The sequence below is a fragment of the Liquorilactobacillus sucicola DSM 21376 = JCM 15457 genome, assembly GCF_000612445.1.
Taxonomy (GTDB): domain Bacteria; phylum Bacillota; class Bacilli; order Lactobacillales; family Lactobacillaceae; genus Liquorilactobacillus; species Liquorilactobacillus sucicola.
Genome location: NZ_BALC01000009.1, coordinates 19,391 through 44,963, shown reverse-complemented (window position 1 = coordinate 44,963; position 25,573 = coordinate 19,391). Strand labels below are relative to the sequence as shown.

The window sequence follows — 25,573 nt, the reverse complement described above, 5'->3', positions numbered from 1 at the left end:
AACTTTCATGGTAGACTGATCTATGGTAAAATCATGCTATGGGGATGTTTTGGATTCGACAGGTATAGGTCGAGCTTAAATTGCGCCTCGTAGTTGCGCGACGTAAAGACGCTCAGTTAAATATAACTGCAAAAAATAATAACAATTCTTACGCTTTAGCTGCTTAATAACAGCTTAGTGTAGATCCGCCTAGCATCGTCCATGTGTTGGTCACGGGTCTTAAATTAAGTGGACTCACGCCTAAGGCTCACACCTGAAGCTGCTGGAAGAGAGTAATCAGGTTAGTTGTTGATGCTGGCCATGCCATTCGGCGTAATCGACAATGAATTTCAAATAGAATGACTATGGGCGTAGAGGTTTAAGTGACGATATGCTTGGACGCGGGTTCGAGTCCCGCCATCTCCATAAGATAATAACTATACAGTAGCTAAAAAGGTCCATGTACGGGAGCAGAGCTTCAGTACATGGACCTTTTTTGTGTTTGTTTATTGATTTTGAAGGCAAACATTATCAGTTTAAGTTATAATTCAGCGGTCTGCAGCAGTATCGGCTGAGGATGAACTTGGTTGGCTACTTGCATCAAGCGATGAGGACGCACTGGATTCATTTTCTTCATTCGAATCAGTAGTATTTAATTCGGGTGCATCTGACGAGTAATTATCAATAGTTGTTTTATTACCGTTGCGCGACCAAAGACTAGTTGATTTTGTACCAAGTTGTTGCTGAATTTGAGTGATTTGTCCAAAGTCATTCTTATAATCATAATTTTGTGGATTTACAGGTGTAAAACCGTTTGGAACATAAAACCGCAAAAGATTTTTGTTGTTCAACGAATCTGAGAGTGATAGTTCTGTATTGACCTTTGTACTTTCGTTTTTGACCTTGTTTTCCAGTGTGGTTGATGGGTGGGTTATCTGAAGCCCAGTTTTGTTATCGTAAATATTTCCATCAACTACAGTGTAGTTAGGTGTGATAAAGTTCTCGTTTCTAAATGCTACAACTTGATCATGTTGTTTTGAGAACAAGTCTGTTCCAAATTGGATATACGAACTGGTGTCTATTCCAACCAAGTGAAGCAGGGTGGGAAGAACATCTATTTCACCACCATATTGCTGTTGAATCCCACCATTTTTCTGTCCAGGAATATGGATCATAAATGGAACACGTTGCAACTGTGTATTATCGAAGTCAGTCCATGTAGAAGAAGACTTTCCTAATAATGATGCTAGTTTCAAATTACGCGAATTAGAGATCCCATAGTGATCACCATAGAGCACGATCATAGAATTGTCATATAGCCCACTCTTTTTCAAGTAATCAAAGAACTCTTTGACTGACTGATCAAGGTAATGAGCTGTCACGAAGTAATTGTCTACTGAGCTATCTCCGGTATTAGCTGGTTTGAAATCGGTATTTTTTTGATCTATCGTATAAGGAAAATGATTTGAAACGGTAATGAATTTTGCATAGAATGGTTGCTGCAACCGTTCCAAATACTTGACCGAATCATGAAATAGTAACTTATCTTTCAGGCCGTATTCAGTGAGGTTATTAGAAGTGGTGTTAAAATAACTTGCATCAAAGAAATACTGGTAGCCCAAGTTTTTGTAAACACTGTTTCGATTCCAAAATGACCCTTTATTGCCATGGAAAACTGCACTGGAATAGCCCTCTTTTTGATTTAAAATAGCCGGTGCACCTTGAAACGTATTATCAGTTCCGAGAGCGGAAAATAGCGAACCTTGCGGTAAACCATAAATGCTTGTTTCTAACATATTTTCAGCATCTGATGTTTTACCTTGGCCTACTTGATTAAAGAAATTGGCAAAACTGTAAGTTGATTTATCATTATACAGACTATTTAAGAAGGGGGTGACTTCTTTCCCGTCAAGGCGATAATTGATCAAAAACTGTTGAAAACTTTCCAGATGAATGACAATGATGTTTTTTCCCTTTGCTGCACCGAACATTTGTGAATCTGGTTTTGCATAATGCTCTTGCGTGAAGGTGAGAACTTTGTTTAAATCCGAACTGCTCGCCTCACTGCGAACATGATTATTTTTTGCAGTTTTAATACCGTCGTAAAAAGTAAAGGAATCAATGCCAAGATATTTCACTAGGTAATTACGATCAAAAGTTCGCGAAAGAAGTTGCGGCCGATTAATCTCACCTAAAGTAAGGTTCAGAAAAACTAGTAAAAGTGCAAAAGATGATACTGCAACAGCTTGCTGTTGTGGCAGGGGTTTCTTATCAAACTTAATAAAGCGAGTGGCAAATGCGACTATGACTAAAATGAAATCAAACACCATAATCAGATCTTGTGGTTTTAGCAATGCGAAGGAACTAGAACTTAGGCCCTCTGATACAGAAGAATATCCAAAAATAACATTCATTGTCATAAAATCAGTAAATTCCCGATAATAAATGACATTAAAGAGAAGCAAAGCCGAATTAGCAGTATAAAGTAAAAATAAAACTAAATATGCAGGAACGGGTCGTTTAATATATAAAGAAGCACTAAAAAGCAGCACGGTTGTGGCGATGGGGTTGAAGAATAAAACCGCATACTGGTATAAGCCTTCGACACCTAGTCGAAAGTCAATAAGGTATACTAAAACTGTTTTTAACCAAAAAAGAAAGACCATTAAAGAAAAAAGGCCCCAGCGAGTGCTAAGATAATTTCTTGTTCTTGATAGGAACACGGCATAAACCGTCCTTTCCGAGTGAATTCAACTAATGCTTAATTCTAAACCATTGGTTAAAATGAAGTCAATTTACCTACAGTATATTATAAAAGTTTTACAATGTTTGGGACAGCAGGAGCTAACAATATAGTTAAAATAATCAGATTTAGAGATAATCAACTGCTAAATCTGGTATGATAAAGGATAGTATAGAAATTTTTTAGATTTGAATAGGAGAACAAAAACTTGAAATCAATCGAAATAACGAATGAAGCAGCGCGCAAATACAAAGATGGGTATCCCAGATTGGATGTTAAGGACTTTTCAGCACCTTATCAAGGGACCGACGGTGAATTAATTAAGTTAGTAGTTAGAAATCAATTTGTAGCATATGCATATTTAGCTAAACAACGAAATAGTGATGGCTGGGTGCTTACGACAGAAGAAAAATATATCGATGAGAACTTCTTTCGAAAATTATTTACAATGGCGCAAATCAAAAGAGCGGATTTCTACTATTCTGAGGAAACAAATGTATTTCGGTTCTTCAATGGAGTAGGCGATGGGTTAGGTGGACTAACGATCGATTATTACGCTGGCTATTATGTCTTCACATTTGATAACAAAGGGCTATATCAACACCGCAGTACACTTTACAGTGCATTTGAAGCAGCAATTAAAGACTATGAGGGTATTTATGAAAAATTGCAGTTTAATGTTCAAAAAAATGCGTTAAAAAATAGACATGTGAAAGGCGAGGTTGCACCTGAAACATTGGAAGTTGAGCAAAATGGTGTTAAATACCTGGTGTATCTAAATAATGAACTTAGCAATTTTGCGCTTGATAAACGCGAATTATTGGCTGATTTAAAAACGAAATATGCAGCTGAAAAAATTGTATTTTCAGGTTTCAGTCGCAATGGTTCTGTCGGAGCGAACGCAATGCTTGGTGGGGCATTTAAGACAGTGAATGTTGACTTAACGCTTAAAGCAGGTGAGCGGCTGAAGAAACAGTTTTTAGCAAATGGAATCGATCCAGAAAAACAAGAAATTAGAACAATGGACGTTCAAGGGTACCTTGACTATGCATTTAATCATCATATCGAATTTGACGTAACTTTTTTGGATCCTCCTGTGTTTGTACGTTCCAAGAAAAGAACATTTAACTTAAGTAAGGACTATCCTTCATTGATTGAAGCAGCACTCAAGGCTACCAAAAATGAAGGGCTCTTGATTTTAACAGCTAATTCGGCGAGCCTGTCTCTGAAAAAATTAAAAGAACAGCTTGAGAATGTATTTACAGAGCACAATAGCCGTTTTGAAATTTTGCATACCTATCATTCACCACAAGATTTTGCGACATTAAAACAATATCGGCAGAGTGATTATTTTAAAGCACTGATTTTGAGAATTTACCGCTAAGCATTTTTTGGTATTTCCTTGTCTAGGGTTGTGATAAACTGCTATAATATCTAACCACAGAGAGAAAATGAGAAATGAGGTATTACAAATTATGTTAATCGCACTTATCCCTGCTATTGCGTGGGGAAGTATTGGTCTGGTCAGTGGTAAGTTAGGTGGTAATGCAAATCAGCAAACTTTGGGAATGACCTTAGGGGCCCTTCTTTTCAGCTTGCTCACAACGATTATTTTTTGGAGTCATATTCAGAATTATTTATCGCTCAAGGTTGTTCTCGTTGGTTTAGTTTCGGGCTTATTTTGGAGCCTAGGTCAGAATCAACAGTTCCATTCAATGAAAGCGATTGGAATTTCGAAGACAGTCCCTTTGTCAACGGGGTTACAATTATTATTCAATGCATTAGCGGGGGTCATCCTTTTTCACGAATGGCGCACAGGAGACCAAATAGCATTAGGAACGACGGCACTGTTTATTTTGATCGTTGGGGCTACTTTAACTTCTTTGAGGGATAATAAAGCAGCGACGGTGAAAAAGCGCAGTGAAAAAATTGGTGCGGGTGTCAGTGCTTTGACCTTATCTACAATTGGATATGTGGGATATACTGTAATCGTAAATTGGGCGGGGGTTGATGCCAAAGCAATGGTTTTACCTCAGGCTTTTGGAATGGTCATTGGTGCAAGCTTATTTGCGTATGGTAAAGACGCTTTTCAAAAAGAAACTTACAAAAATATTATTACAGGTTTGGTCTGGGGAACAGGAAATATTTTCATGTTTCTAGCGATCCCAGCGGTTGGTCTTGCCATCAGTTATTCATTTTCCCAGATGGGAATAATCATTTCGACATTCGGTAGTATTTTATTACTGGGCGAGAAAAAAACAAAAAAAGAACTTGTATATATTACGATCGGTTCATTAATGATAATTGTTGGTGGAGTTTTATTATCACGTCTTTGAAAATACGGTATTGAATGAAATACGATTAAGCGCTTTATTGTTGCTAAATTGTGTGCTTTTCTAAGTTTTTAAAAGTGTGTTATTAAGTTGTTATACGGTTGTATTAAGTAATTTTAAGTATAAATCATAATTTATCGTCAAAAAGTGCTTACAAGTTAGTTAATTTATTGTATAATGATAGCGGTTAGATAATACGCTAAAGGGGAGATACTAATGGCACATATAGCATTTGACAGTTCAAATTTGACAAAGTTCGTTCAAGAAAACGAATTGGGTGAAATGCAGGCACTTGTGACAGCAGCTGATACCGAGTTACGTGAAGGAACAGGTGCGGGCAATGATTTTCGTGGTTTCTTGAACCTACCAGTTGATTATGATAAAGAAGAATTTGCGCGTATTAAGAACGCAGCTAAAAAAATTCAATCTGATTCAGATGTTTTAGTGGTAATTGGAATAGGTGGATCTTATCTAGGGGCACGTGCAGCAATTGAGTTTTTGCATCATGGCTTCTTCAATCTGCTGCCTGCTGAAAAAAGAAATGCACCTCAGGTATTCTTTGCAGGTAATTCAATTAGCTCGTCGTACGTACATGATTTAATTGATTTGATTGGAGACCGTGATTTTTCAGTTAATGTTATCTCTAAATCTGGGACAACAACTGAACCTTCAATCGCATTTCGTGTCTTTAAGAAAAAGTTGATTGAAAAATACGGTAAACAAGGTGCAAAGGAACGCATTTATGCTACGACTGATCAAGCACGCGGGGCATTGAAAAAAGAAGCGGATGCTGAGGGCTATGAAGCTTTTGTTATTCCAGATGATGTCGGTGGTCGTTTCTCTGTATTATCTCCTGTAGGTTTGTTGCCGATTGCGGCTTCAGGGGCAGATATTGATGCCTTGATGAAAGGGGCAGCAGATGCACGTGTTGCGTATAACGAGGCTGATTTGAAGAAGAATGAAGCCTATCAATATGCTGCTTTGAGAAATATTTTGTACCGCAAGGGTTATACAACAGAGATTTTAGAAAACTATGAGCCATCGTTGCAGTATTTCTCCGAATGGTGGAAACAATTAATGGGTGAGTCTGAAGGCAAAGACCAAAAAGGAATATATCCTTCATCAGCTAACTTTTCGACTGACTTGCATTCATTGGGTCAGTATATTCAAGAAGGACGTCGCAACTTGATGGAAACTGTTATCAAGGTTGGCAAGCCTAAGCATGATGTTGAAATTCCAAAAGAAAAAGAAAATCTTGATGGGTTAGGTTATTTGGAAGGCAAGTCAATGGACTTTGTAAATACTAAGGCTTTCCAAGGGGTTGTTTTAGCGCATACTGATGGCAATGTTCCTAATATGATCGTTAATATTCCGGACCAAACGGCTTATACCTTAGGGTACACTATATACTTCTTCGAAGTAGCAGTTGCGATTTCAGGTTATCTGAATGGCATTAATCCGTTCAACCAACCAGGGGTGGAAGCATATAAGCACAACATGTTTGCTCTTTTGAATCGACCAGGATTCGAAGAATTGAGCCAAGAATTGAATGATCGTTTGAAGTAAAAAATAGTCACTTCTTCAGTCATGTTTCTGCGAGTAATTACTGATTTTCTTGGCTGTACAAATTATAATTGATTTGTGTGGCTGAGGATTTTATTTACTGGGCCAAGGAGATAGCAAAGGTCATTTTTCGGCGGTCGCTTATAAATTTAAAATAGCTGCTTGTTTTTCTAGGCGGTACAGAGCTGATTTAATTGACTCTGTACCGCCTAGTTTCATTTGGATTCTTCGTATTTGAAATAATTGGTTACCTGCCGATATTAGGGTGCAAGGTATAAAAGGAAAAGCAGGGCAAGAATAGATATGTGATTTTTAATTGTTAAGAATGATTGCTTTTGTATTATAATGAATGCTAGATTAGTTAACCGCAATAATTGTACTTATTTTCCAATTAGGACATATAGTACAAGAAACAAGTTTTTTTCTGAATGAATAGTTTCTGTTGTGTGTTTAGGGAGGAATTATGAAAAATAAGAGCGTATTAATCAAAGCAGCTATGGGGGCAGCTGCAACCTCATTTTTAGTTAGTGAATATTTGTTTAAATTATCTTTTAAACGAGTTGATTACGTACCTGAAACATCCGAAGAAAAGAAAAAATATGCGGAAAGTTATTGGAGATATGTAACATGGTTTCGAAAAATAAATAAGGAACATTGGTTTTTAAAAAACAAAGATGAAACGGAAAGAATGTCTGCTTATTTCATTCCAGCCAGCGACATCACTTCGAAGAAGGTTGTCATCATTTCACATGGATACAAAGGAAATGGAGAAACAATGGCTAATTTTGCGAAAATGTTCTATGAAATGGGCTTTAGTATCTTACTTCCCGATGATCGTGGGCATGGTGAAAGTGCAGGCAAGTATATCAGTTTTGGGTGGTTGGATCGATTGGATTATTTGCGGTGGCTAAAAAAAGTAGTCGCCAAAGTAGGTGTTGATGCGCAAATCGTTCTTTTTGGGGTTAGCATGGGGGCTTCGACGGTTGCAATGTTAAGCGGAGAAAAAATTCCGGCACAGGTAAAATGTATTATCGCTGATTGTGGATACTCCAGTATCGAAGAAGAGCTAATGTTTTTGCTAAAAAGGCAATTTCATCTGCCCAAGTACCCATTTTATCCGCTTATTGATACGATCAATCATCATCGTTTGGGATATTATCTTGGAGATGTTTCATCTGTGGAGCAGCTCAAAAAGAATAAATCGCCGATTTTTTTTATTCATGGTGAAGATGACGATTACGTTCCGAGTTATATGGCTTTAGAAAATTATAAGGCAACAAATGCCTCCAAAGAATTATGGATAGTTCCCAAAGCAACACATGCAGAAAGTTACTGGATTGACCCAGCAGTTTATAAGCGTCATATTCAATTATTTTTAAGCAAATATTTGGACTAGTTTTATTCTAGAAAGGTGGAGTGGGCAAATGAAAATAGATGGGCATACACATACTGAACTGTGTCCGCATGGGAGTGGAGAACCGGTTGAGAAAATGATCCAAAAAGCCATCATGCAGGGTTTGATCACTATTGTATTACGGAACATGCACCACTACCGCGTGGATTTGATAAAAAATACAGAGGTAGTGAAGAAGGATTGACAACTGCCGCGCTTGCATGGAGTGATTTAGAAGATTATTTTTCATTGACCGAGAAGCTACAAAAGAAATATGCAAAGGATATTCAAATATCTGTTGGTTTTGAAGTTGACTATTTGCCAGGTTTTGAGCGTGAAATAAAAGCATTTTTGGATGAGTATGGAGCACGAACACAGCAAAATATCCTTTCTGTTCATTTTATGCAAGGAAAAGAAAATGGGTTGTGGTGTCTAGACTATACGACCGCCGATTTTGTGGATGGGTTCTCATCGCTGCTGCAAAAACCGCAGCAATTATATCAAATGTATTTGAAACTTATCTATCAATCTGTAACAGCAGATCTCGGACAGTACCGACCCCAACGTATCGGACATATGAGTTTAATAAAAAAATATCAAGATTATTTTAAACTACCAGAATTTTTTGATGAAGCTAATCTTAACTTGATTAAAAAAATCTTAGATATTATAGCGGCCCAAAAAAGAGAACTGGATTTTAACACCGCGGGAATGTATAAACCATATTGTAATGATTTCTATCCAGGAAAACAAATCACAGAATTGGCTGTGCAAAGGGGAATACCGTTCGTATTCGGCTCAGATGCACATGGAATTGATGAAGTGGGTCGAGGGTACCATCTGAAGAATATTCTTGCTAAACCTTGACAACCCCCAAAAATGAAGTTAGAATTAGTTTAATTCAATTTAGTTAATCATTTTTTAATATAATTTAACATATTATGATTAGAAGAGTAGTTGTTGACCGCTTGCTAAGAGAATCCTCGATGCTGGGAAGAGGATGAATGTTAATAATGAAACACATCTATGAATTAATAGACTGAAAGAGTAGTTATTACTTTAATAAGTTTATTCGACTAAGATCGTTATCCTGTTGATTAATTCAACATGAGATTTATTTTGTGAGAAATAAATAAATTGAGGTGGAACCACGATAATTCGTCCTCTTAGCAATTAGCTAAGAGGACTTTTTTATTTTAGGGAGGTAATGATATGCATAAAATAAACTTGCCCTTGGGAACACGCGCCGAATTCGGTGAACGTGCCAGCAGGAAACAAGTATTAGTTAATGAACTTCAAAAAAGTCTAGAAAAAAGAAGTTTTATGAAAGTCAATACACCATTATTAGAGTACAAAGAAGTTTTTGCGAATTTTGATTTAAAACAAATGAGAACCTATCAGTTGCTTGATAGGAATAACAAAACGGTTGTTTTGCGACCAGATTTAACGCTACCCATAGCACGATTGTTAACAACAACCAACATCAAGTTACCACAAAAGCTTTATTATGTTGGGGATCTATTCAAGATAGCAAAGGAACTTTCAGGTCGTAACAATCAAATGACACAGGCTGGAATTGAGCTCGTTGGTTATTCTTCATCGAAAGCTGAGCTTGAATGTCTACTTTTGATCAATCGCATAAGTCGAAAGTGGTTGAACGGTCGAGTTAAGATTGAGATAAGTCATGCCTGTTTTGCTGAAAGTCTATTAACCAATATAACTGCAAGTACGGAACTGAAGAATAGAATAAAACGAGAACTTTATCGTAAAAGGATTCCAGAATATCAAAGAGCAATTAAACAATTTGAAAACACATCAATCTATGGATTTCTGCAAAAATGGCCTCGTCTTTTCGGAGAAGTAGCGGATATCACAAAAATGCTTGAAGGTATAAAACTTCCAACTCAAGCATATTCTGCACTGCAAGAAACAGTCAAAGTTGCAAAATGGATTGCAAAAATACCTGGGCAAAAAGTAATCATTGACTTAAGTACGGCACCACCACAGCGATATTACACCGGAATTACATTCAAAGGATTTGTTGATGATATTCCTGAGTATCTTTTCAGTGGAGGGCGGTATGATCAATTACTGGAAAGTTTTCAAGCTCAACCAGAACCAGCAGTCGGGATGGGAATTGATATTGATTTATTGAGTGAGATCGCCGAACTTGAAAACAAAAAAGAAGACAAAAACTATCTTTTCTTTGAACCGGATCAAACAGAATATGTGTCTGAATGGCTTTTGAAGAATGGCAATTATGAATTGTCATTGGAAGATGATCTTGAAACAGCTAAAGAAAAAGCGTACGAAAAAAACGCCAAGTTATTTAAAATAAACAAGCAGGGAGAAATTGAAAATGTCGTTAAAAATAGCTCTAACTAAAGGGCGTGTAGAAAGAAAAGTTATTCCGTTACTGGAACGAGCTGGGATTGACTGCGAACCCTTGAAAAATAAAAAAAGAAAATTGATTATTCAAACTAATGATGGCAAGCTTGAATTTATTCTAGCAAAAGGCCGGATGTTACGACATATTTGAATGCGGGTGTTGTTGATGTTGGAATTGTTGGTAGTGATATTCTTGAAGAACAGCAAAACGAACAATACGAACTGTTGGATTTAGAAGTTGGCAAGTGTCAATTTGTGTTAGCCTCAACCGCAGTTTTTGATGTGAATAGTCCTGAGCGTAAAATAATCGGTACGAAGTATCCAATTATAACGAAGAAGTATTTTGAGTCTTTGGGACAAGATGTCGAAATTGTTAAGATTGAAGGTTCCGTTGAATTGGCACCACTGATTGGTCTGGCAGATGCAATCGTAGATATTACAGAAACAGGAACAACGTTAAGGGAGAATAATCTTTATGTATTTGACTATCTGAATAAAGTTTCAACACGCCTAGTGGTCAATCGAATGTCACTTAAGCAGCATTCTCAGGAAATATTTACTTTGGTAGATAATTTAAAAAAAGCAGTTTTCGAAAAAAATGAAGTACGGGGAGAAAAGACAAGATGAAAATCTATAATGAATCATTAACTGAAATGAAAAAAATAGTTAGACGTTATACTACACAAACAACTGATTTGGAAGTAGAAAAACAAGTTGCGCAAATTGTTGAGAATGTCAGAGCAAAGGGCGACGATGCACTTAAATTTTATGAAAGTAAGTTTGACGGTGTGGAATTGGATAAATTGCGTATTCCAGATAGTCAAATTGAGAAAGCCTACCAGTCTATTTCGACGGATCTGAAAAATGCTTTAGAACTTGCAAAAAGAAATATTATTGCCTACCACGAGATGGAATTACAGCACGGTTTTGTTGATGCTGCTCAACCGGGAATTATTCGTGGACAAAAAGTAACTCCGCTTGAACGAGTCGGATTATATGTTCCAGGTGGGACAGCTGCATATCCGTCAACTATTTTGATGAACGCTCTTCCAGCTAAAATAGCTGGTGTTGATGAAATTATCATGGTAACTCCACCCCAAAAAGATGGCGTAGCTGCTGCTGTTTTAGCAGCAGCTAAAATAGCTGGTGTAACGGCCGTATATCAAGTGGGCGGAGCTCAGGCAATTGCAGCATTGGCATATGGAACTGAGGCAATTCCGCGTGTTAACAAAATAGTTGGACCTGGAAACATCTTTGTGGCAACAGCAAAAAAACAAGTCTTTGGACAAGTAGCAATTGATATGGTTGCTGGGCCTTCAGAAATTGGAATCTTGGCAGATCAGACTGCGAATGCACGTCAGTTAGCAGCTGACTTGTTGTCACAGGCAGAACATGATAAACGAGCTCGGGCTATCTTAATTACGAACAGTAAGGAATTGGCAGACAAGGTCAGCAAAGAGGTAGAAAAGCAACTTATTAGTTTGCCACGCAAGGAAATAGCAGAGGTTGCGATAAAAGAACGTGGGTTCATTGCAATTATGGACTCAATTGCGGATATGTTTACATTGATGAACGATGTAGCACCCGAACATTTAGAAGTTCAGTTGACTGATCCTATGCAGTATTTAAGTTCAATCAGGAATGCAGGCTCTGTTTTCTTAGGAAAATATGCATCTGAGCCATTAGGAGATTATGTTGCGGGACCAAATCATGTGCTACCGACTGGTGGAACAGCTAAGTTTTCTTCACCATTAGGTGTGTATGATTTTGTCAAAAAAACATCATTTATCCAATTTTCGAAAGCGGCATTAAAAAATGATCTTAAGGCGATCACAACTTTAGCACGAACGGAAGGACTAGAAGCACATGCTCGGGCGGTTGAGTCAAGATTTAAGGGGGATGAAAAGTAATGAGAAGTGCTGAAATTACACGTAATACAGCGGAAACTCAGATTAGTATCAGTTTGAATCTTGATCAGCAGACTGGCATTGAAATTGAAACAGGCGTTGGCTTTTTTGATCACATGCTGACGTTGTTTGCCAAACACGGTCGCTTTGGTTTGAAAGTGACGGCTCAAGGGGATTTAAATGTAGATCCACACCATACGGTTGAAGATACGGGAATTGTTTTGGGGGAATGTTTTAAACGAGCACTCGGAAAAAAAGAACAGATCGAGAGGTATGGAACTTCTTTGGTCCCGATGGACGAAACACTTGGACGGGTTTGTATTGATTTAAGTGGCCGTTCTTATCTTGTTTTCAATGCTGAACTGACGAATCCACGACTCGGAAGTTTCGAAACTGAAATTGTTGAAGATTTTTTTCAGGCTGTGGCATTCAGTACGGAAATGAATTTACATGCCGAAGTATTATATGGACGTAATACTCATCATAAAATCGAAAGTCTGTTCAAAGCTTTTGGAAGGGCAATGCGCCAGGCAGTTACTATCAATCCAGAAATACAAGGAGTTAATTCAACAAAGGGTGTGATTTAAATGATAACACTAGTTGATTATGATGCAGGTAATACGTACAATTTGCAAAAAGCGTTTGCGTATTTAGGTGTTGAAACTAATCTAACTGACGATCAAGACGAGTTACTGGCAAGTGAAGCAATCGTTTTACCTGGAGTCGGGGCATTTCAAAGTGCGATGACAGTTTTAAAAGCAAAAAAACTAGATACAACACTCCAAAAAGCCGCCACTGCGGGAATTCCTTTATTAGGTATTTGTCTGGGAATGCAATTACTATTTGATACTTCAAGTGAGTATGGCATAACTGAAGGGCTTCATTTGATTCCGGGAAATATCATCGAATTGCCGGCGAAAAAGGGATTTAAGATCCCTCAAATGGGTTGGAACCAAAACAACTTGCTGCAGCCTGATTCTGAATTTTCTTTGCTGGAAGATGAATACACGTATTTTGTTCATTCATACTATGCTAAGTGTGACCCTAAATATGTTGTATCGGAAGTTGAATACTCGGTTAATGTTCCAGCTGTTGTGCAAAATAAAAATGTTTTTGGAATGCAGTTTCATCCTGAAAAAAGTGGGCATATCGGGCTTGAAATCTTGAAAACATTTAAGGAAAGGGTGGTGGTTAAATGATTTTTCCGGCCATTGATCTACAGGAAGGTAGAAGTGTACGCTTATTTCAAGGAGATTTTTCAAAAAAAACACTAATTAATAAAGATCCTGTTGAACAAGCAGAAAAGATTAATCAAAGTGGAATTCACCAACTTCATTTAGTTGATCTAGACGGTGCTAAGACGGGAAAACCACAAAACCTGGCTACAATAAAAAAAATTCGTAATCATTTTGAAGGGTTGATTGAACTTGGCGGTGGTGTACGTAAATTTCAACAATTAGAGCATTATTTTGAATTAGGTTTGGACCGAGTTATTATTGGCTCAGCTGCATTGAAGGATCCGGATTTTGTAAAAAAAGCGTTGAAGCGATATGGAAAGGAAAAAATAGTGATTGGTGTCGATGGTACAGATGGAAAGGTGGCCATCAATGGCTGGCTTGAGCAGTCAGAGACATCAATGAAAGATTTAATCGCTGAGATGCAAAAGGCTGGTGCACACCACTTTGTAGTAACTGATGTTGCACGTGATGGAACAATGAAAGGTGCTAACACAGAATTACTTGTGAATCTGAAGAACTTTTTCCCAGCTTGCAATATTGTTGCCTCAGGTGGAATTCGTAATATAGATGATGTCAAAAATTTAATGCGGAATGGTATAGATGACATAATTGTTGGAAAGGCCCTTTATGAGGGTGGGTTAACCTTGAACCAGATTGCAGAGGTGGAGAAGAATGCTGGCTAAAAGAATTATTCCGTGTCTTGATATTGATGATAACAGAGTAAAAAAGGGAGTAAACTTCGTTAATCTATCAGATGTAGGCGATCCGGCAGTGATAGCGGCCGAATATGAGCGGCAAGGTGCAGATGAGCTAGTTTTCCTTGATATTACTGCAACAAATCAGAAAAGATCAACGATGATAGATGTTGTTGAAAATGTTTCACGGCAAGTTTTTATGCCACTGACAGTCGGTGGAGGTATAAGGGATGTGCAGGATATGCAAAAGTTGCTTAAAGCTGGTGCAGATAAAATATCGTTAAACTCCGCCGCGGTTGCTAACCCCCAACTGATTCAAGCTGGTGCACAGAAATTCGGCAATCAGTGTATCGTTGTTGCAATTGATGTCAAGAAAGATCAAAAGACTGGTCAAAAAATGGTTTATACTCACGGTGGGAAGCAGTCAACAGAATTGGATGCGATTGAATGGGCTAAAACAGCTGTAACTTTAGGTGCAGGTGAACTTTTAATTACGAGTATGGATAAGGATGGAACAAAATCAGGTTTTGATCTTGAATTATACCAAGAGATGGCGGCTGCTGTTGATGTTCCAATAATTGCATCTGGTGGAGCCGGCAAGATTACTGATTTTATTGATGTTTTTAAAAAAGCTCCGGTCGATGGGGCTTTGGCAGCCTCAGTTTTCCATTTTGGTGAGTTGACGATACCGCAGGTCAAAGGGAAACTAGCAGCCGCGGGGGTGAATGTGCGATGAGTTATCCTAACTTTGAGAAGGGTCTTTTAACAACTGTTGTAATTGATTCAACGACTCGTGAAGTTTTAATGGTAGCTTGGATGAATGAAGAAAGTTACCATAGAACTCTCAGTACCAAGCAAACATGGTTTTGGTCGCGTTCCCGACAAAAACTTTGGCATAAAGGCGAAGAAAGCGGACATACACAAAAAGTAAATAAAATGACTTTAGATTGTGATGAGGATACATTATTAATTGAGGTAACGCCAAATGGTCCAGCTTGTCACACTGGCATAACAGTTGTTTTTTCAATGAAGTTGAGTTAAAAAATAGGAGGAATTAAAATGCAGGATTTAGAAGAGTTATATCAATTAGTCTTAGAAAGAAAAAACAATCCCAAGAAGGGGTCATATACAGATTATCTGTATACAAAGGGTTTGGATAAAATTTTGAAGAAGGTCGGTGAAGAATCAACCGAGGTCATAGTAGCTGCTAAAAATCCTGATCGAAATGAATTGATTTATGAAACTGCTGATCTGCTGTATCATCTGATGGTATTACTTGTGGAACAGAAAGTTTCATACGATGAGATTAAAGGAGAACTTGCAAAGAGAGAAGGTTGATGAGCAAGACAAAAGATCGCCCTGAAATTAAAGATTTGTAAAACCAGAAAGAGGGATCTTGTATGAAAAAACAAATTCAAGCAATCCAAAGTTATACACCGGAAGAACCGCTCAGTGAAGTAAAAAAACGTTATGGGATAAAAAGATTGGTCAGGTTGTCGGCTAACGAGAACCCATACGGAACATCAGCGTGTGTTAAGGAAGCAATTTTGAAGTGGAATTTTGAAGAAGAGAACCGCTATCCTGATGGCTATGCTTTTGAATTAAGAAAAGCTGTAGCTCATAAACTAAATGTTGATGGTAAGAAACTGATTTTTGGTGTAGGACTTGATGAAATAATTGCGATGTTTTCGCGTATTTTTCTTGAAACTGGGGATGAGGTATTAGTAACTAATCCTACTTTTTCAGAATATGCTTTGCATGCAGGTATCGAGGGTGCTAAGGTCATAAAGATTAACTGCGATAAGGAAACCGGAAAATATAATTTTAACAGTTTTCTTGATAATATTACTTCAAAAACAAAGATCATTTGGCTCTGTAACCCTAATAATCCTACAGGAACTTATGAAGATGTCGCTGACATAGAAGAGTTTGTAAAAAAAGTCCCTAAATCTGTTCTGGTTTTGATTGACGAAGCATACATCGATTATGTTACCGAAAGTAAGCATCCAAGTGCTTTAGAATTAAGCAAACAGTTTGAAAATGTTGCAGTTTTAAGAACCTTTTCTAAAATATATGGGCTAGCAAATTATCGTGTAGGATACGCAGTTGTTTCAGCGAAGATAGCGACTTACATGGAGGCTGCACGCTTACCTTATAATTTGAGTTCTATTTCACAGGTTGCGGCTCTTGCTGGGTTGCAAGATCAGCAGTTTGTCAATACCTCAATTGAAAAAAATAAAAAAGAAAGGCAAAAGTGGGAGAAATTTCTCACTAACAACGGATTTCGTTTTTATCATAGTCAAGCCAATTTTATTTTCTTTCAGTGCTTGCAAGCTGATACTTTAGCTGAAAGGCTGTTAAAGCATGGATATCAAGTTCGGCGTGGCTTACGGCCTGATTGGCTGAGGGTAACAATAGGAGAACCGGAAGATAATTTGGAAATACAAAAAATTATGATAGCAAAAGAAAACCGTTAAATTAGCTGTTATTGTTACGAGGACCTCAATTTGTTTGATACAATAGAAACGTATATTCATGGTTTCTATTTCAAATGAGGTGAGATTTATGGCAGATAAGATACGTTACGGTATTATAGGTGCAACAGTTCAAGCATCAAAGTTTGTTGAGGCATTGAATTTGAGTGCTAATAGTGTTGTTGTTGGAATTGCAGATGGTAGGCAAGCTTTAAGCAGAAAATTCGCAACTGAGCTAGATGTACCACATGTTTATGCAAGTTACTCGCAACTGTGCCAGTCAAGTGAAGTTGACATTGTCTATATTACAGTAGAAAATAAGGAACGCTATGATTGTGCTAAGCTGGCTCTGAAGAATGGCAAAAACGTTCTTTTGGAGAGCCCGTTTACGCGTCATCGGGTTGGAGCGGGCGAACTTTTTCAGCTAGCTGCTAAGAAGAAACTGTTCATAATGGAAGCACAAAGTGCACTTTTTTTACCAATCATAAAAAAAAGTCAAAGAACTACTTGAAGATAAAACTATCGGTGAAGTAAAATTTATTGATGTCAAAGAAAAACATGAGATAGATGACAAAGGTGAATGGTTCTCTGAAATAGCATCTGGTGGCGGTGCATTGTTTAATGGCGGTTCAAACTTACTGGGTGTTGTCCAGTTCCTTTTACAGGATTCAATAAAAGAATGGTCTGGTTTCGGATATAACAGAGTCGGTAAAGCTGATACTAGGTGTGTACTAGCTTTAAAATGCGGGGCGGTTTTGATCAACAGTCTGATTACAACTGATTTTGATGTTGAGAGCGAACTGGTAGTTTATGGAACAAGAGGGAAAATAAAGATTCCTAATTACTGGGAAGGATCTGCAGCGATTCTTGAAAATGGATTGGGTACGAAACGGTTTGTCCTTGAAAATCAGGAGAATGAGCTGGTCTATGAGGTTGACCATATAGCCTCCTGTCTCGCTTCAGGTGCAGTCGTTAGTCCAATTGTAACGCCAAAATTAACGATGCAATCGATGACAATAATCCAAGATTTGTATCAAAAATGGTATGGTGATCCGTTGAACTAGATTTTTTGTGAATTGGTGTGTTAAGCATTACAGCTATCGTTTATCTAATAGAAAGGGTCTTTGTAGTAGTGCAGGTCCCATTTGGAAATCACATATTAGAATTATTTTTTTAATAAGGGGAGGGGTCAAACGATATGTGTTGACCCTTCTTCCTTTTTTATTGCACTATTTATTCCCATTAATCCAGCTGCCGCAACACGTTGTGTTACATAATATGAGGTTAAAAAAGGAGCTGTGCCAAAAGTTAACTTTTGGCACAGCCCTCTTTTTATTCCGTATAAACGTGTTCCATAAGCCAAAATTTTCTGTCTAACTTCGAATTACTCATAGCAAGGTACTCGCTATGTTCGTAATTTTGAGTTATTACTCAAATTTTTCCGACTTATGTCACACTCCCTTTAGGGACAACTTCTGTAGTTTTCAGCGCAGATAACATACTGTTGCTTTATAAAAATATCATTTTAAACAAGGCAACTGCGCATATACCTGCAAGGAGTGGTGCAATAACAGGGACCCAACTGTAATCCCACTGAGAGGATCCTTTATGCTTCAATGGCAGAATTTGATGAAGTAAACGAGGACCTAGGTCACGCGCAGGGTTCAATGCTGGACCTGTCGGACCTCCAAAAGATGCAACAATAACCATCACGAGTAGGCCGACACCGATGAAACCTGACAACTGGTTTCCCTTAGCAAAAGTTGGGGAGTTGGTGATGCCAAGAGCACCGAAGACAAGCGTGAAAGTCCCAAAAAATTCATTGATGAATCCATTAAGCTTGCTTTTGGTGGCGTCTGTGGTGGAAAAAGTCCCCAAGACCCGATTAGTATCTGCAGTTAAGTCGTAATGAGGCTTGAAGCATGCGTAAATGACTAGTTGGCCGGCGATAGCGCCTAACAACTGTACAACTATGTATGGAATGACCTCTTTCCAAGGAAAGAGTCCAGAAACGGCTAAACCAACAGTAAAAGCAGGATTAATATGGTTCCCTGAGATACTGCCAAACATTAATGCTGGGATCATAACAGCGAAGCCATAACCAACTGAAATGATGATCCAACACTGTTACTCCCCTTGGTACGCTCTAAATCGACGGTTGCAACAGAACCATTACCCAGAATGATCATAATTGCTGTTCCGAAAAATTCTGCCGCTAACCGTGTTGTTAGTGAATAATCCATGATAACCTCCTTAAAAATAATACTTTCTAATCTTATCATAAAATAATCTAAAGTAAATATTAGTAAACGCTTAATTTTAGATGTTATAGTTGGTTTTTGCCAAAAAATAACCTAGAATATAAATAGTGGCCGAAGGAGGTTAATGATGTGATAGCAAAACCAGTTGAGCATATGTTAAATGAACGCCAAGATCATTTTCTGATCCCTGCAGAAATTGTCGCAAATGTTCAGGAGACTAACCATTTGGATCACGCGTTTTTGGTTTTGACAAAGGTTCGTTATTCAAAAATCCCGGTTCTAGATAATGAGCAGCACTTCAAGGGATTGCTGTCTTTGCCAATGATTACTGAAACAATGCTGGGTATGAATGGGATCGATGCTACCAAGTTGGGCCGAAAAACCGTTGGTGATGTTATGGAAAGGGATGCCCCGACCATTACCTTACCGTATGATTTCGAGGAAATATTACATCTTTTGGTTGATCAACCATTTTTGGTGGTAGTCAATCAAGATGGGATTTTCACAGGAATTGTAACACGGCGTGAGGTTATGAAGAGCTTTAATTATGTTGCACATGATCTTGACAAAGATTATAATGTTTCAGAAAAAGATGATGACAAGAGGGCAGATGGTGACAATACACCTGAAGGCTAATTAATAGTATTGGAGGAGTTTTAGTGGCTAAATTAGATGCACATGACATTATACGCACTATCGCTGAATCAAAAAAGAAGACACCGGTCAAGGTATATATCAAGGGTAAAGTTGAAGAACTTACGATCCCTGACGGTGTTGAAGCATACTTAGAAAAGAAAACAGGGGTTTTATTCGGTGATTGGAAAGAAGTTGCACCTCTTTTAGAAGATACCAGTAAAATTACCGCTTATCACATTGAGAATGATGGGCGAAACACTGGTGTGCCTTTATTGGATAAAAAGAAGTTTAATGCACGGATTGAGCCCGGTGCAGTTATACGCGAACAAGTCGAAATTGGCGACAATGCGGTCATTATGATGGGAGCCGTTATTAATATTGGTGCTGAGATCGGTGCTAATTCAATGATTGATATGGGAGCTATTTTAGGTGGCCGTGCAATCGTAGGTGAGAATTGCCATATTGGTGCCGGTACAGTCCTGGCTGGTGTTGTTGAGCCGCCGTCTGCACAGCCAGTAGTTGTTGAAGATGGGGTTTTAATTGGTGCTAATGCGGTTGTTTTAGAGGGTGTACGTATTGGCAAGGGTGCAGTCGTAGGGGCAGGTTCAGTGGTTACTAAGGATGTTGCTCCTAATACTGTTGTTGTGGGACTGCCAGCTAAGAAAATCAAGAATGTTTCTGATGTCGCTGCTGGAAAAACTGATCTTGTTGATGAACTTCGTAAAATTTAAGCATTAGTTTATGCTCTGGTAATACTCGAAGATAGTTTCATATTTTCGGGTATTTTTTTAGATGCTTTTTCAAAAAAATATAGAGTAATGTAATGGGCAAAATACTTTAGAATGGGAATTGATGACATGGCACTTAACGAAGAAGAACTGATAAAAATTAGAAGAGAACTGCATAAAATACCAGAAATTGGGATGGAGGAGTTTAAAACACAGGCGAAGTTGCTTGAAATTATTAAGAGTTTCCCACAGAAGTATTTAAAAATAAAGGTGTGGAAGACTGCTATCTTAGTTAGAGTTGTAGGGAAAAAGCCTGACTACACGATTGGATATCGAACTGATATTGATGGATTACCAGTTGTTGAACAGACCAGATTGCCTTTTTCTTCCGAAAACCCCGGCAGAATGCATGCCTGTGGGCACGATATTCATATGACAGTTGCTCTTGGAATACTCAGCTTTTTTGCTGATAATCAACCAACTGTCAATATGACCTTCATCTTTCAGCCCGCTGAAGAAAATGCAAGTGGTGGCAAGCAACTCTACGAAAGTGGTGTATTAGATGAGTGGATGCCGGATGAAATATATGCTTTTCATGATAACCCACAGCTTCCAATGGGAGCGATTGGGTGTCGTCAAGGCACTTTATTTGCTGGAACATGTGAGATACATGCACGTTTTATTGGTGAAAGTGGGCATGCTGCTTTTCCGCAGTATGCAAAAGATATGGTCGTTGCGGGAGCTCAGTTTGTCAATCAGATTCAAACGATTGTCAGTCGCAATGTGGATCCAATTCAAGCTGGAGTGGTTACCTTAGGACATTTTGAGGCTGGAAAAACTGGGAATGTTATTGCCGGTACATCTCAAGTTGATGGAACAATCCGCGCACTGACCCAAGAGATGAATCTGCTAATTCAAAATCGTGTTCGTAAGGTGGCAGAAGGCGTTGCGGCAACTTATGAGTGCCGTCTAGAATTAGACTTGCATCAAGGCGGTTATTATCCTGTTGAAAATAATGCACAAACGACAGCTGCTTTCATTGAATATATGAAAAAAGCTGAAAACGTTAATTTTATTGAAACTAGGCCTGCAATGACTGGGGAAGATTTTGGGTTCCTGCTGTCTAAAATTCCAGGTACGATGTTCTGGCTGGGTGTTGAGAGTAAATATTCACTGCACTCTGAGTTCTTTGCTCCAAAAGAGGGAGCGATCATCAAGGGCGTTAAGGCAATGCTTGGATTCTTACAGGCCAGACAAAATGGTGTAATAGTGGCGTCAAATAACAAATAGAACACTTTTATACGGACAAATAAGATGAAAAGCTACAACCTTCAAACAAATTAAAACATTAAATCAACCCTTAATCATTAGTTCAAAGATTCAAAAAATAAGAGATTAGGGGCTTGACTAAACGTAGGAAGGAGCTAAGTCGAAATTTAATTTGACTTAGCTCCTTTGATTAGTTCCTATTCTTTGTGTTCAAACATTCGTTAGGTTAAGCGGTGAATTATTGATTTTGAAGCCTGCTTTTCTAAGTTCCTCAAGATACGCTGCCAAGAATGTTCGTTGAATTTCATACTGAGCACCATTTTTAGTATAGATAACTACCCGTAATGAAAGGTTGCCTTTACCGTTGTCAACGGTTCCAAGCAAAGTCGGTTTTTTTGTTATGTCTGGGAAGTGGGATGTTAGTTTGTCGTTAACTTGTTTGATGATTAGTGACATTGCCTGAATATCCTCTGTGGGATCGAAATAAATGTCAATCAACGCACGCATATCATTGCGTGAGAGGTTGCTAACAATGGTAATGTTACGATTGGGAACAAAATGCAGAGTTCCATCGTAGCCGATGACCTGAGTTGTTCGCAGACCTATTGCGTGGATAGTCCCTTCAATTTGGCCGATTTTAACTTCATCGCCAACATCGAACTGCTGCTCCAACAAAATAAAAAAACCGGTAACTACATCTGTCACGAATCCTTGAGCACCTAAACCTAAAGCAACACTCATAATACCAGCTCCAGCAATTAGTGTTCCAACGGGAATTCCTAAAACAGACAGAATTGCATAAAAATAGAAAAAAAGTACAGAGTAGTGGAAGATATTTAAGGATAAAGTATAAATTGTGTTGATGCGATTTACCGTTAAATGCTCATTTTTACGAGTTGTTTTGAAACTACGGTAAATAATTCTTTTTCCGATCCAATTAATTAGTATAAAAAAAAGAGAAAGTAAAATGATGGATAGAAGAAGTGTTACCATTTTACTGATTATCTGATTCCAATTTATACTTGAAAAGTAACTGGTCAGAAAATTTGTTTGTCGACTGACTTGATGGGAAACATCTGTAGTCAGCGATGAATTTTTAGCATCTAGAAAAAAATATTGCATATGACAGCTCTCCTTTGACTATACTATCTATAATAGCAAAAAAAATGCAGCAAGACAGCAATGTTTTGAAATTGTCTGACTTAGGTGTCCCTTGTCTTTTAATTGAAGTTTTAGAGTGTCAATGCTATTCTAAGGATAAGTATTTAAGACGAGGAGGCGTTTATATGACACTATCTTTGGGACAGCTGGCGGGTTTGATAGCTGCATTAGCATTCTTGTTGCTTGTTATTTTTATGTGTGCTGTTTTAGTCAAAGTTGCGAAGACAATGAGTGAGGTAAATCAGAGTGTTAAAACATTGCGCGACGATGCTGATGCAATTTCAAAAGAAGTCGAGGCCATTCTGGCAAAATCGAATGTATTGCTGGAAGATGTCAATGGTAAGTCGAAAAAAATAGATCCGCTTTTCCAAACGGTAGCAGATCTCAGCGAAAGTGTCTCGGATCTGAATAGTGCAAGCCGTAACTTTGTGGGCAACTTTTCATCTTCATCAAAAAATGTTGGCAAGGCAACACTCGCGGCTGGTATTTTGAAACGTATTTATGGAATGCGGCGAAGAAAAAATAAGAAGTAACGAAACATATTTTAAAAAGGGGATGATCTGATGGGGAAGAAGACAGCAATAGCTATTACTCTAGCTACAGGTGCTGCTGCTGCATACGCGGCAACAAGATATTTGCTTAAAGATGAGAATAAAGACAAGGTTCTTGATAAAGTTAATGACTTAACTGAAGAAGGACGGGAAAATGCTTTAAGATATTATCGTTACGCAAAGGAATATTTCAAAGAAGATAATGAATTTCGAGATGATTTAGAGAATCTAAAACAAAAATTCTCTGAGAGAGCCAAGAATCTGAAAAGTAATGAAAATGTAAATAAAGCATTCGATTCTTTGAAAGAGGCAACTTCTGACTTGAAACAACAGTTTGAGAAGGAAAAAGTAGAGTATAATGACTTGGCGCCAGAGACGGATATTGTGATTGATGGTCGCTCTGCTTTTGGGCAGGCGAAACAGGCCGCTGAATCTGAGGATGAACCGACTGAAGTTTTTTATCCCAAGGAAGAGAATTAAGGGACAATTAGTTTTCTTGAATAAGACAATAATCTAAGATTAGTTCTGCTGTTAATTGGTGAAAAAGCAATTAACAGCAGAACTTTTTTAGACTGAAAGTAAAGTTTTGCTCGTTCACAGCCAATGGAATTTCAAGTCCGTAATTATGTAAAAAGAATTTCATCATTTTCATCGTGCTAACATGCTTTAAGGTTGCAATCTCACAAATTTGTGTTTAGAAGGTAATTTTACACATTGAAAATCGTAAACTATGTCATAGTTTTATCAAACAGCAATACTTTATGTGCTGTAAATGTGTTATTTTTTTCGGAAAAAACATAGTTCTATCGACTGGTCTCAAGCAAAATCAGTTAGTTTGAATTGAATCTTAAAGCGGTGGGTGATTGTGTAAGTTCTGTGTTTGAAGAGTACTGATAGTTAGTGAATGTAATTTTTAATCTCGAAAATTTTTACAATAAAAACACCACTAAAGTTAGATTGTTCTCACCTTAACTTTAGCGGTGTTTCTGATCTTGTATTAGAACGAACAAATTAATGTGTTTCAAAAGTCGAATTTAGGAGTTGCTTTTTATTGACGGACGGGAATAGTTTGTAATTCTTTAGGTGTATGTGTAAAGGGAGCACAGCCGTCTGCAGTAATATGGACACAGTCCTCAATCCTGACACCCGCAACACCTGGAATGTAAATACCAGGTTCGATTGAGAAACACATGCCGGGCTGCAGTTCCATTTTATTTCCTTCCATGATTGAAGGAAATTCGTGTTCACTTTGGCCCATTCCATGACCTAAACGGTGGATGAAGTAATCACCGTAGCCAGCCTTAGTGATAATATCCCGTGCTATTTTATCCAAATCTTCTGCTACGACCCCAGGTTTGGCGGCAGATTGAGCAGTTAACTGTGCTTCAAGACAGACTTTATAAATTTCCCGTGCTTTTTCGTTTACTTCACCAAAAGCAATAGTACGACTAGCATCTGAGATATAGCCTTGATAGACAACACCCAAGTCAAAAAGAACAAGTGCATTCTCTTTTATTTTATCTGGCTTTGGAAAACCATGCGGTTCAGCAGCGTTGGTGCCGCTTTGAACGATTGTATCAAAACTGGTGTGGGTAATTCCTTTTTTCTTCAAAGCATATTCGATTTCTGCAACTATATCTTGTTCGGTGCGAGATGTTCTAAGAGAGTCAAAACCAATTTGAAAAGCAAAATCAGCCCACTTGCCTGCGATTTCAAGCTTTTTAATCTCAGCAGGCGTTTTGATAAGTTGTTCATTTTGGATGAAAGGGGTAAGATCCCCGCTAAAGTCAGAGCTAGTAAATAAATTTCTGAGAATTTCGTAGCGGGTAACGTTTAAATCCCCTTTTTCAAGTGCCCATCTTTTAGGATTGCTGACGCGTTCACGGATTTTTGCAGCGATAATTGCAAAGGGATTTTCATGATCCAAGTAGCCGTATACTGAATAAGGCCAGCCAGTATCTTTAATTGCTTCAACTTCCAGTGCTGGAGCAAATAAAAACGGATCTTTATTTTGAAAAACAAAAAGTGCAAGTACACGTTCAACTGGATCGCTCGAAAAGTCGGTAAAGTATTGAATATTCTTAGGATTACTGATATAACCGACGTCATAGTTATTGTCGGTTAACCATTTTTGTACAGCTTCGATATGTGACATATGATCGCTCCTTTAATTTTAATAACTCGATTATAGCATAGCTGTAAGGCAGCGGATTGATGTAAAATGAAAAGAGTGTGAAAAGAAGTCCTTCAAACT

General features: G+C 38.0%; 21 protein-coding genes, 1 other RNA gene, 5 pseudogenes and 1 other annotated feature. Of the genes and pseudogenes, 23 read left to right on the top strand and 4 right to left on the bottom strand.

Features of this window, described 5'->3' with window-relative positions:
- Positions 1-40 precede the first annotated feature (40 nt).
- Positions 41-408: a transfer-messenger RNA gene (ssrA, locus tag JCM15457_RS11995) on the top strand.
- 119 nt (positions 409-527) lie between these two features.
- On the opposite strand, the gene JCM15457_RS10960 is transcribed toward ssrA, so the two are convergent.
- Entirely contained in the window at positions 528-2,702 is a 2,175-nt protein-coding gene (locus tag JCM15457_RS10960) for an LTA synthase family protein (protein WP_034989924.1), read from the bottom strand.
- 228 nt (positions 2,703-2,930) lie between these two features.
- On the opposite strand from JCM15457_RS10960, the gene JCM15457_RS10955 reads away from it, so the two are divergent.
- The 17 genes and pseudogenes from JCM15457_RS10955 to JCM15457_RS12465 all read left to right on the top strand — a co-directional run bounded on the left by JCM15457_RS10955 (position 2,931) and on the right by JCM15457_RS12465 (position 17,777).
- Positions 2,931-4,106, top strand: a complete 1,176-nt coding sequence (locus JCM15457_RS10955; RefSeq protein ID WP_034989923.1) for a class I SAM-dependent rRNA methyltransferase — start codon at positions 2,931-2,933, stop codon at positions 4,104-4,106.
- 91 nt (positions 4,107-4,197) lie between these two features.
- Positions 4,198-5,058: a GRP family sugar transporter gene (locus tag JCM15457_RS10950; protein ID WP_034989921.1), complete on the top strand. Its 861-nt coding sequence runs from the start codon at positions 4,198-4,200 to the stop codon at positions 5,056-5,058.
- Between the two features lie 213 nt (positions 5,059-5,271).
- A complete protein-coding gene (locus JCM15457_RS10945; RefSeq protein ID WP_034989920.1) occupies positions 5,272-6,621 on the top strand; it encodes a glucose-6-phosphate isomerase in 1,350 nt (449 codons plus the stop codon).
- Between the two features lie 460 nt (positions 6,622-7,081).
- Positions 7,082-8,014, top strand: coding sequence for an alpha/beta hydrolase (locus tag JCM15457_RS10940; RefSeq protein ID WP_034989919.1), 933 nt, complete (start codon positions 7,082-7,084; stop codon positions 8,012-8,014).
- A 28-nt stretch (positions 8,015-8,042) separates the two neighbouring features.
- Positions 8,043-8,878, top strand: a pseudogene (gene hisJ / locus JCM15457_RS10935) (histidinol-phosphatase HisJ).
- 65 nt (positions 8,879-8,943) lie between these two features.
- Positions 8,944-9,180, top strand: a binding site (T-box leader).
- Between the two features lie 43 nt (positions 9,181-9,223).
- Positions 9,224-10,396 (top strand): ATP phosphoribosyltransferase regulatory subunit, encoded by a 1,173-nt coding sequence (locus JCM15457_RS10930; RefSeq protein ID WP_034989918.1) that lies wholly within the window; start codon positions 9,224-9,226, stop codon positions 10,394-10,396.
- A pseudogene (gene hisG, locus JCM15457_RS10925) lies at positions 10,371-11,026 on the top strand (ATP phosphoribosyltransferase). Before JCM15457_RS10930 ends, hisG begins: the two are co-directional and overlap by 26 nt.
- Positions 11,023-12,309: a histidinol dehydrogenase gene (gene hisD / locus JCM15457_RS10920; protein ID WP_034989916.1), complete on the top strand. Its 1,287-nt coding sequence runs from the start codon at positions 11,023-11,025 to the stop codon at positions 12,307-12,309. The pseudogene hisG and the gene hisD overlap by 4 nt, the downstream one beginning before the upstream one ends.
- Entirely contained in the window at positions 12,309-12,893 is a 585-nt protein-coding gene (gene hisB, locus JCM15457_RS10915) for an imidazoleglycerol-phosphate dehydratase HisB (protein WP_034989915.1), read from the top strand. Before hisD ends, hisB begins: the two co-directional genes overlap by 1 nt.
- On the top strand, positions 12,894-13,505 hold the full coding sequence (hisH, locus tag JCM15457_RS10910) for an imidazole glycerol phosphate synthase subunit HisH (protein WP_034989914.1): 612 nt from the start codon (positions 12,894-12,896) through the stop codon (positions 13,503-13,505).
- Positions 13,502-14,227, top strand: a complete 726-nt coding sequence (gene hisA / locus JCM15457_RS10905; protein ID WP_034989912.1) for a 1-(5-phosphoribosyl)-5-[(5-phosphoribosylamino)methylideneamino]imidazole-4-carboxamide isomerase — start codon at positions 13,502-13,504, stop codon at positions 14,225-14,227. The genes hisH and hisA overlap by 4 nt, the downstream gene beginning before the upstream one ends.
- Complete coding sequence (gene hisF, locus JCM15457_RS10900; protein ID WP_034989911.1) at positions 14,217-14,975, top strand: imidazole glycerol phosphate synthase subunit HisF; 759 nt, start codon at positions 14,217-14,219, stop codon at positions 14,973-14,975. Before hisA ends, hisF begins: the two co-directional genes overlap by 11 nt.
- Positions 14,972-15,297, top strand: a pseudogene (gene hisI, locus JCM15457_RS10895) (phosphoribosyl-AMP cyclohydrolase). Before hisF ends, hisI begins: the two are co-directional and overlap by 4 nt.
- A gap of 1 nt (position 15,298) precedes the next feature.
- Positions 15,299-15,618: pseudogene (gene hisE / locus JCM15457_RS10890) on the top strand (phosphoribosyl-ATP diphosphatase).
- A 21-nt stretch (positions 15,619-15,639) separates the two neighbouring features.
- Positions 15,640-16,716: a histidinol-phosphate transaminase gene (gene hisC / locus JCM15457_RS10885; RefSeq protein ID WP_034989910.1), complete on the top strand. Its 1,077-nt coding sequence runs from the start codon at positions 15,640-15,642 to the stop codon at positions 16,714-16,716.
- An 88-nt stretch (positions 16,717-16,804) separates the two neighbouring features.
- Entirely contained in the window at positions 16,805-17,224 is a 420-nt protein-coding gene (locus JCM15457_RS12470; protein WP_051993488.1) for a Gfo/Idh/MocA family protein, read from the top strand.
- Positions 17,225-17,234: 10 nt separating this feature from the next.
- Positions 17,235-17,777 carry a Gfo/Idh/MocA family protein gene (locus JCM15457_RS12465; RefSeq protein ID WP_439645839.1) on the top strand — a complete coding sequence of 181 codons (543 nt, stop codon included), beginning with the start codon at positions 17,235-17,237 and terminating at the stop codon, positions 17,775-17,777.
- A 445-nt stretch (positions 17,778-18,222) separates the two neighbouring features.
- On the opposite strand, the pseudogene JCM15457_RS10875 reads toward JCM15457_RS12465, so the two are convergent.
- A pseudogene (locus tag JCM15457_RS10875) lies at positions 18,223-18,956 on the bottom strand (MIP/aquaporin family protein).
- Positions 18,957-19,103: 147 nt separating this feature from the next.
- Here JCM15457_RS10875 and cbpB point away from each other — a divergent pair.
- The 3 genes from cbpB to JCM15457_RS10860 all read left to right on the top strand — a co-directional run bounded on the left by cbpB (position 19,104) and on the right by JCM15457_RS10860 (position 21,628).
- Positions 19,104-19,610: a cyclic-di-AMP-binding protein CbpB gene (gene cbpB, locus JCM15457_RS10870; RefSeq protein ID WP_034989909.1), complete on the top strand. Its 507-nt coding sequence runs from the start codon at positions 19,104-19,106 to the stop codon at positions 19,608-19,610.
- Positions 19,611-19,633: 23 nt separating this feature from the next.
- The gene (dapD, locus tag JCM15457_RS10865) at positions 19,634-20,341 is read left to right on the top strand and encodes a 2,3,4,5-tetrahydropyridine-2,6-dicarboxylate N-acetyltransferase (RefSeq protein WP_034989908.1); all 708 of its coding nucleotides are present in this window, start codon (positions 19,634-19,636) and stop codon (positions 20,339-20,341) included.
- A 126-nt stretch (positions 20,342-20,467) separates the two neighbouring features.
- Entirely contained in the window at positions 20,468-21,628 is a 1,161-nt protein-coding gene (locus JCM15457_RS10860; protein ID WP_034989907.1) for an N-acetyldiaminopimelate deacetylase, read from the top strand.
- 189 nt (positions 21,629-21,817) lie between these two features.
- Here the strand turns inward: JCM15457_RS10860 and JCM15457_RS10855 are convergent, their stop codons facing one another.
- Complete coding sequence (locus tag JCM15457_RS10855) at positions 21,818-22,729, bottom strand: mechanosensitive ion channel family protein (protein ID WP_034989906.1); 912 nt, start codon at positions 22,727-22,729, stop codon at positions 21,818-21,820.
- A gap of 164 nt (positions 22,730-22,893) precedes the next feature.
- On the opposite strand from JCM15457_RS10855, the gene JCM15457_RS10850 reads away from it, so the two are divergent.
- Positions 22,894-23,301: a DUF948 domain-containing protein gene (locus tag JCM15457_RS10850; RefSeq protein WP_034989905.1), complete on the top strand. Its 408-nt coding sequence runs from the start codon at positions 22,894-22,896 to the stop codon at positions 23,299-23,301.
- Between the two features lie 30 nt (positions 23,302-23,331).
- Positions 23,332-23,799, top strand: a complete 468-nt coding sequence (locus tag JCM15457_RS10845; RefSeq protein ID WP_034989904.1) for a hypothetical protein — start codon at positions 23,332-23,334, stop codon at positions 23,797-23,799.
- 568 nt (positions 23,800-24,367) lie between these two features.
- Here JCM15457_RS10845 and JCM15457_RS10840 read toward each other — a convergent pair.
- Positions 24,368-25,474, bottom strand: coding sequence for an aminopeptidase P family protein (locus JCM15457_RS10840; RefSeq protein ID WP_034989903.1), 1,107 nt, complete (start codon positions 25,472-25,474; stop codon positions 24,368-24,370).
- Positions 25,475-25,573: the final 99 nt, after the last annotated feature.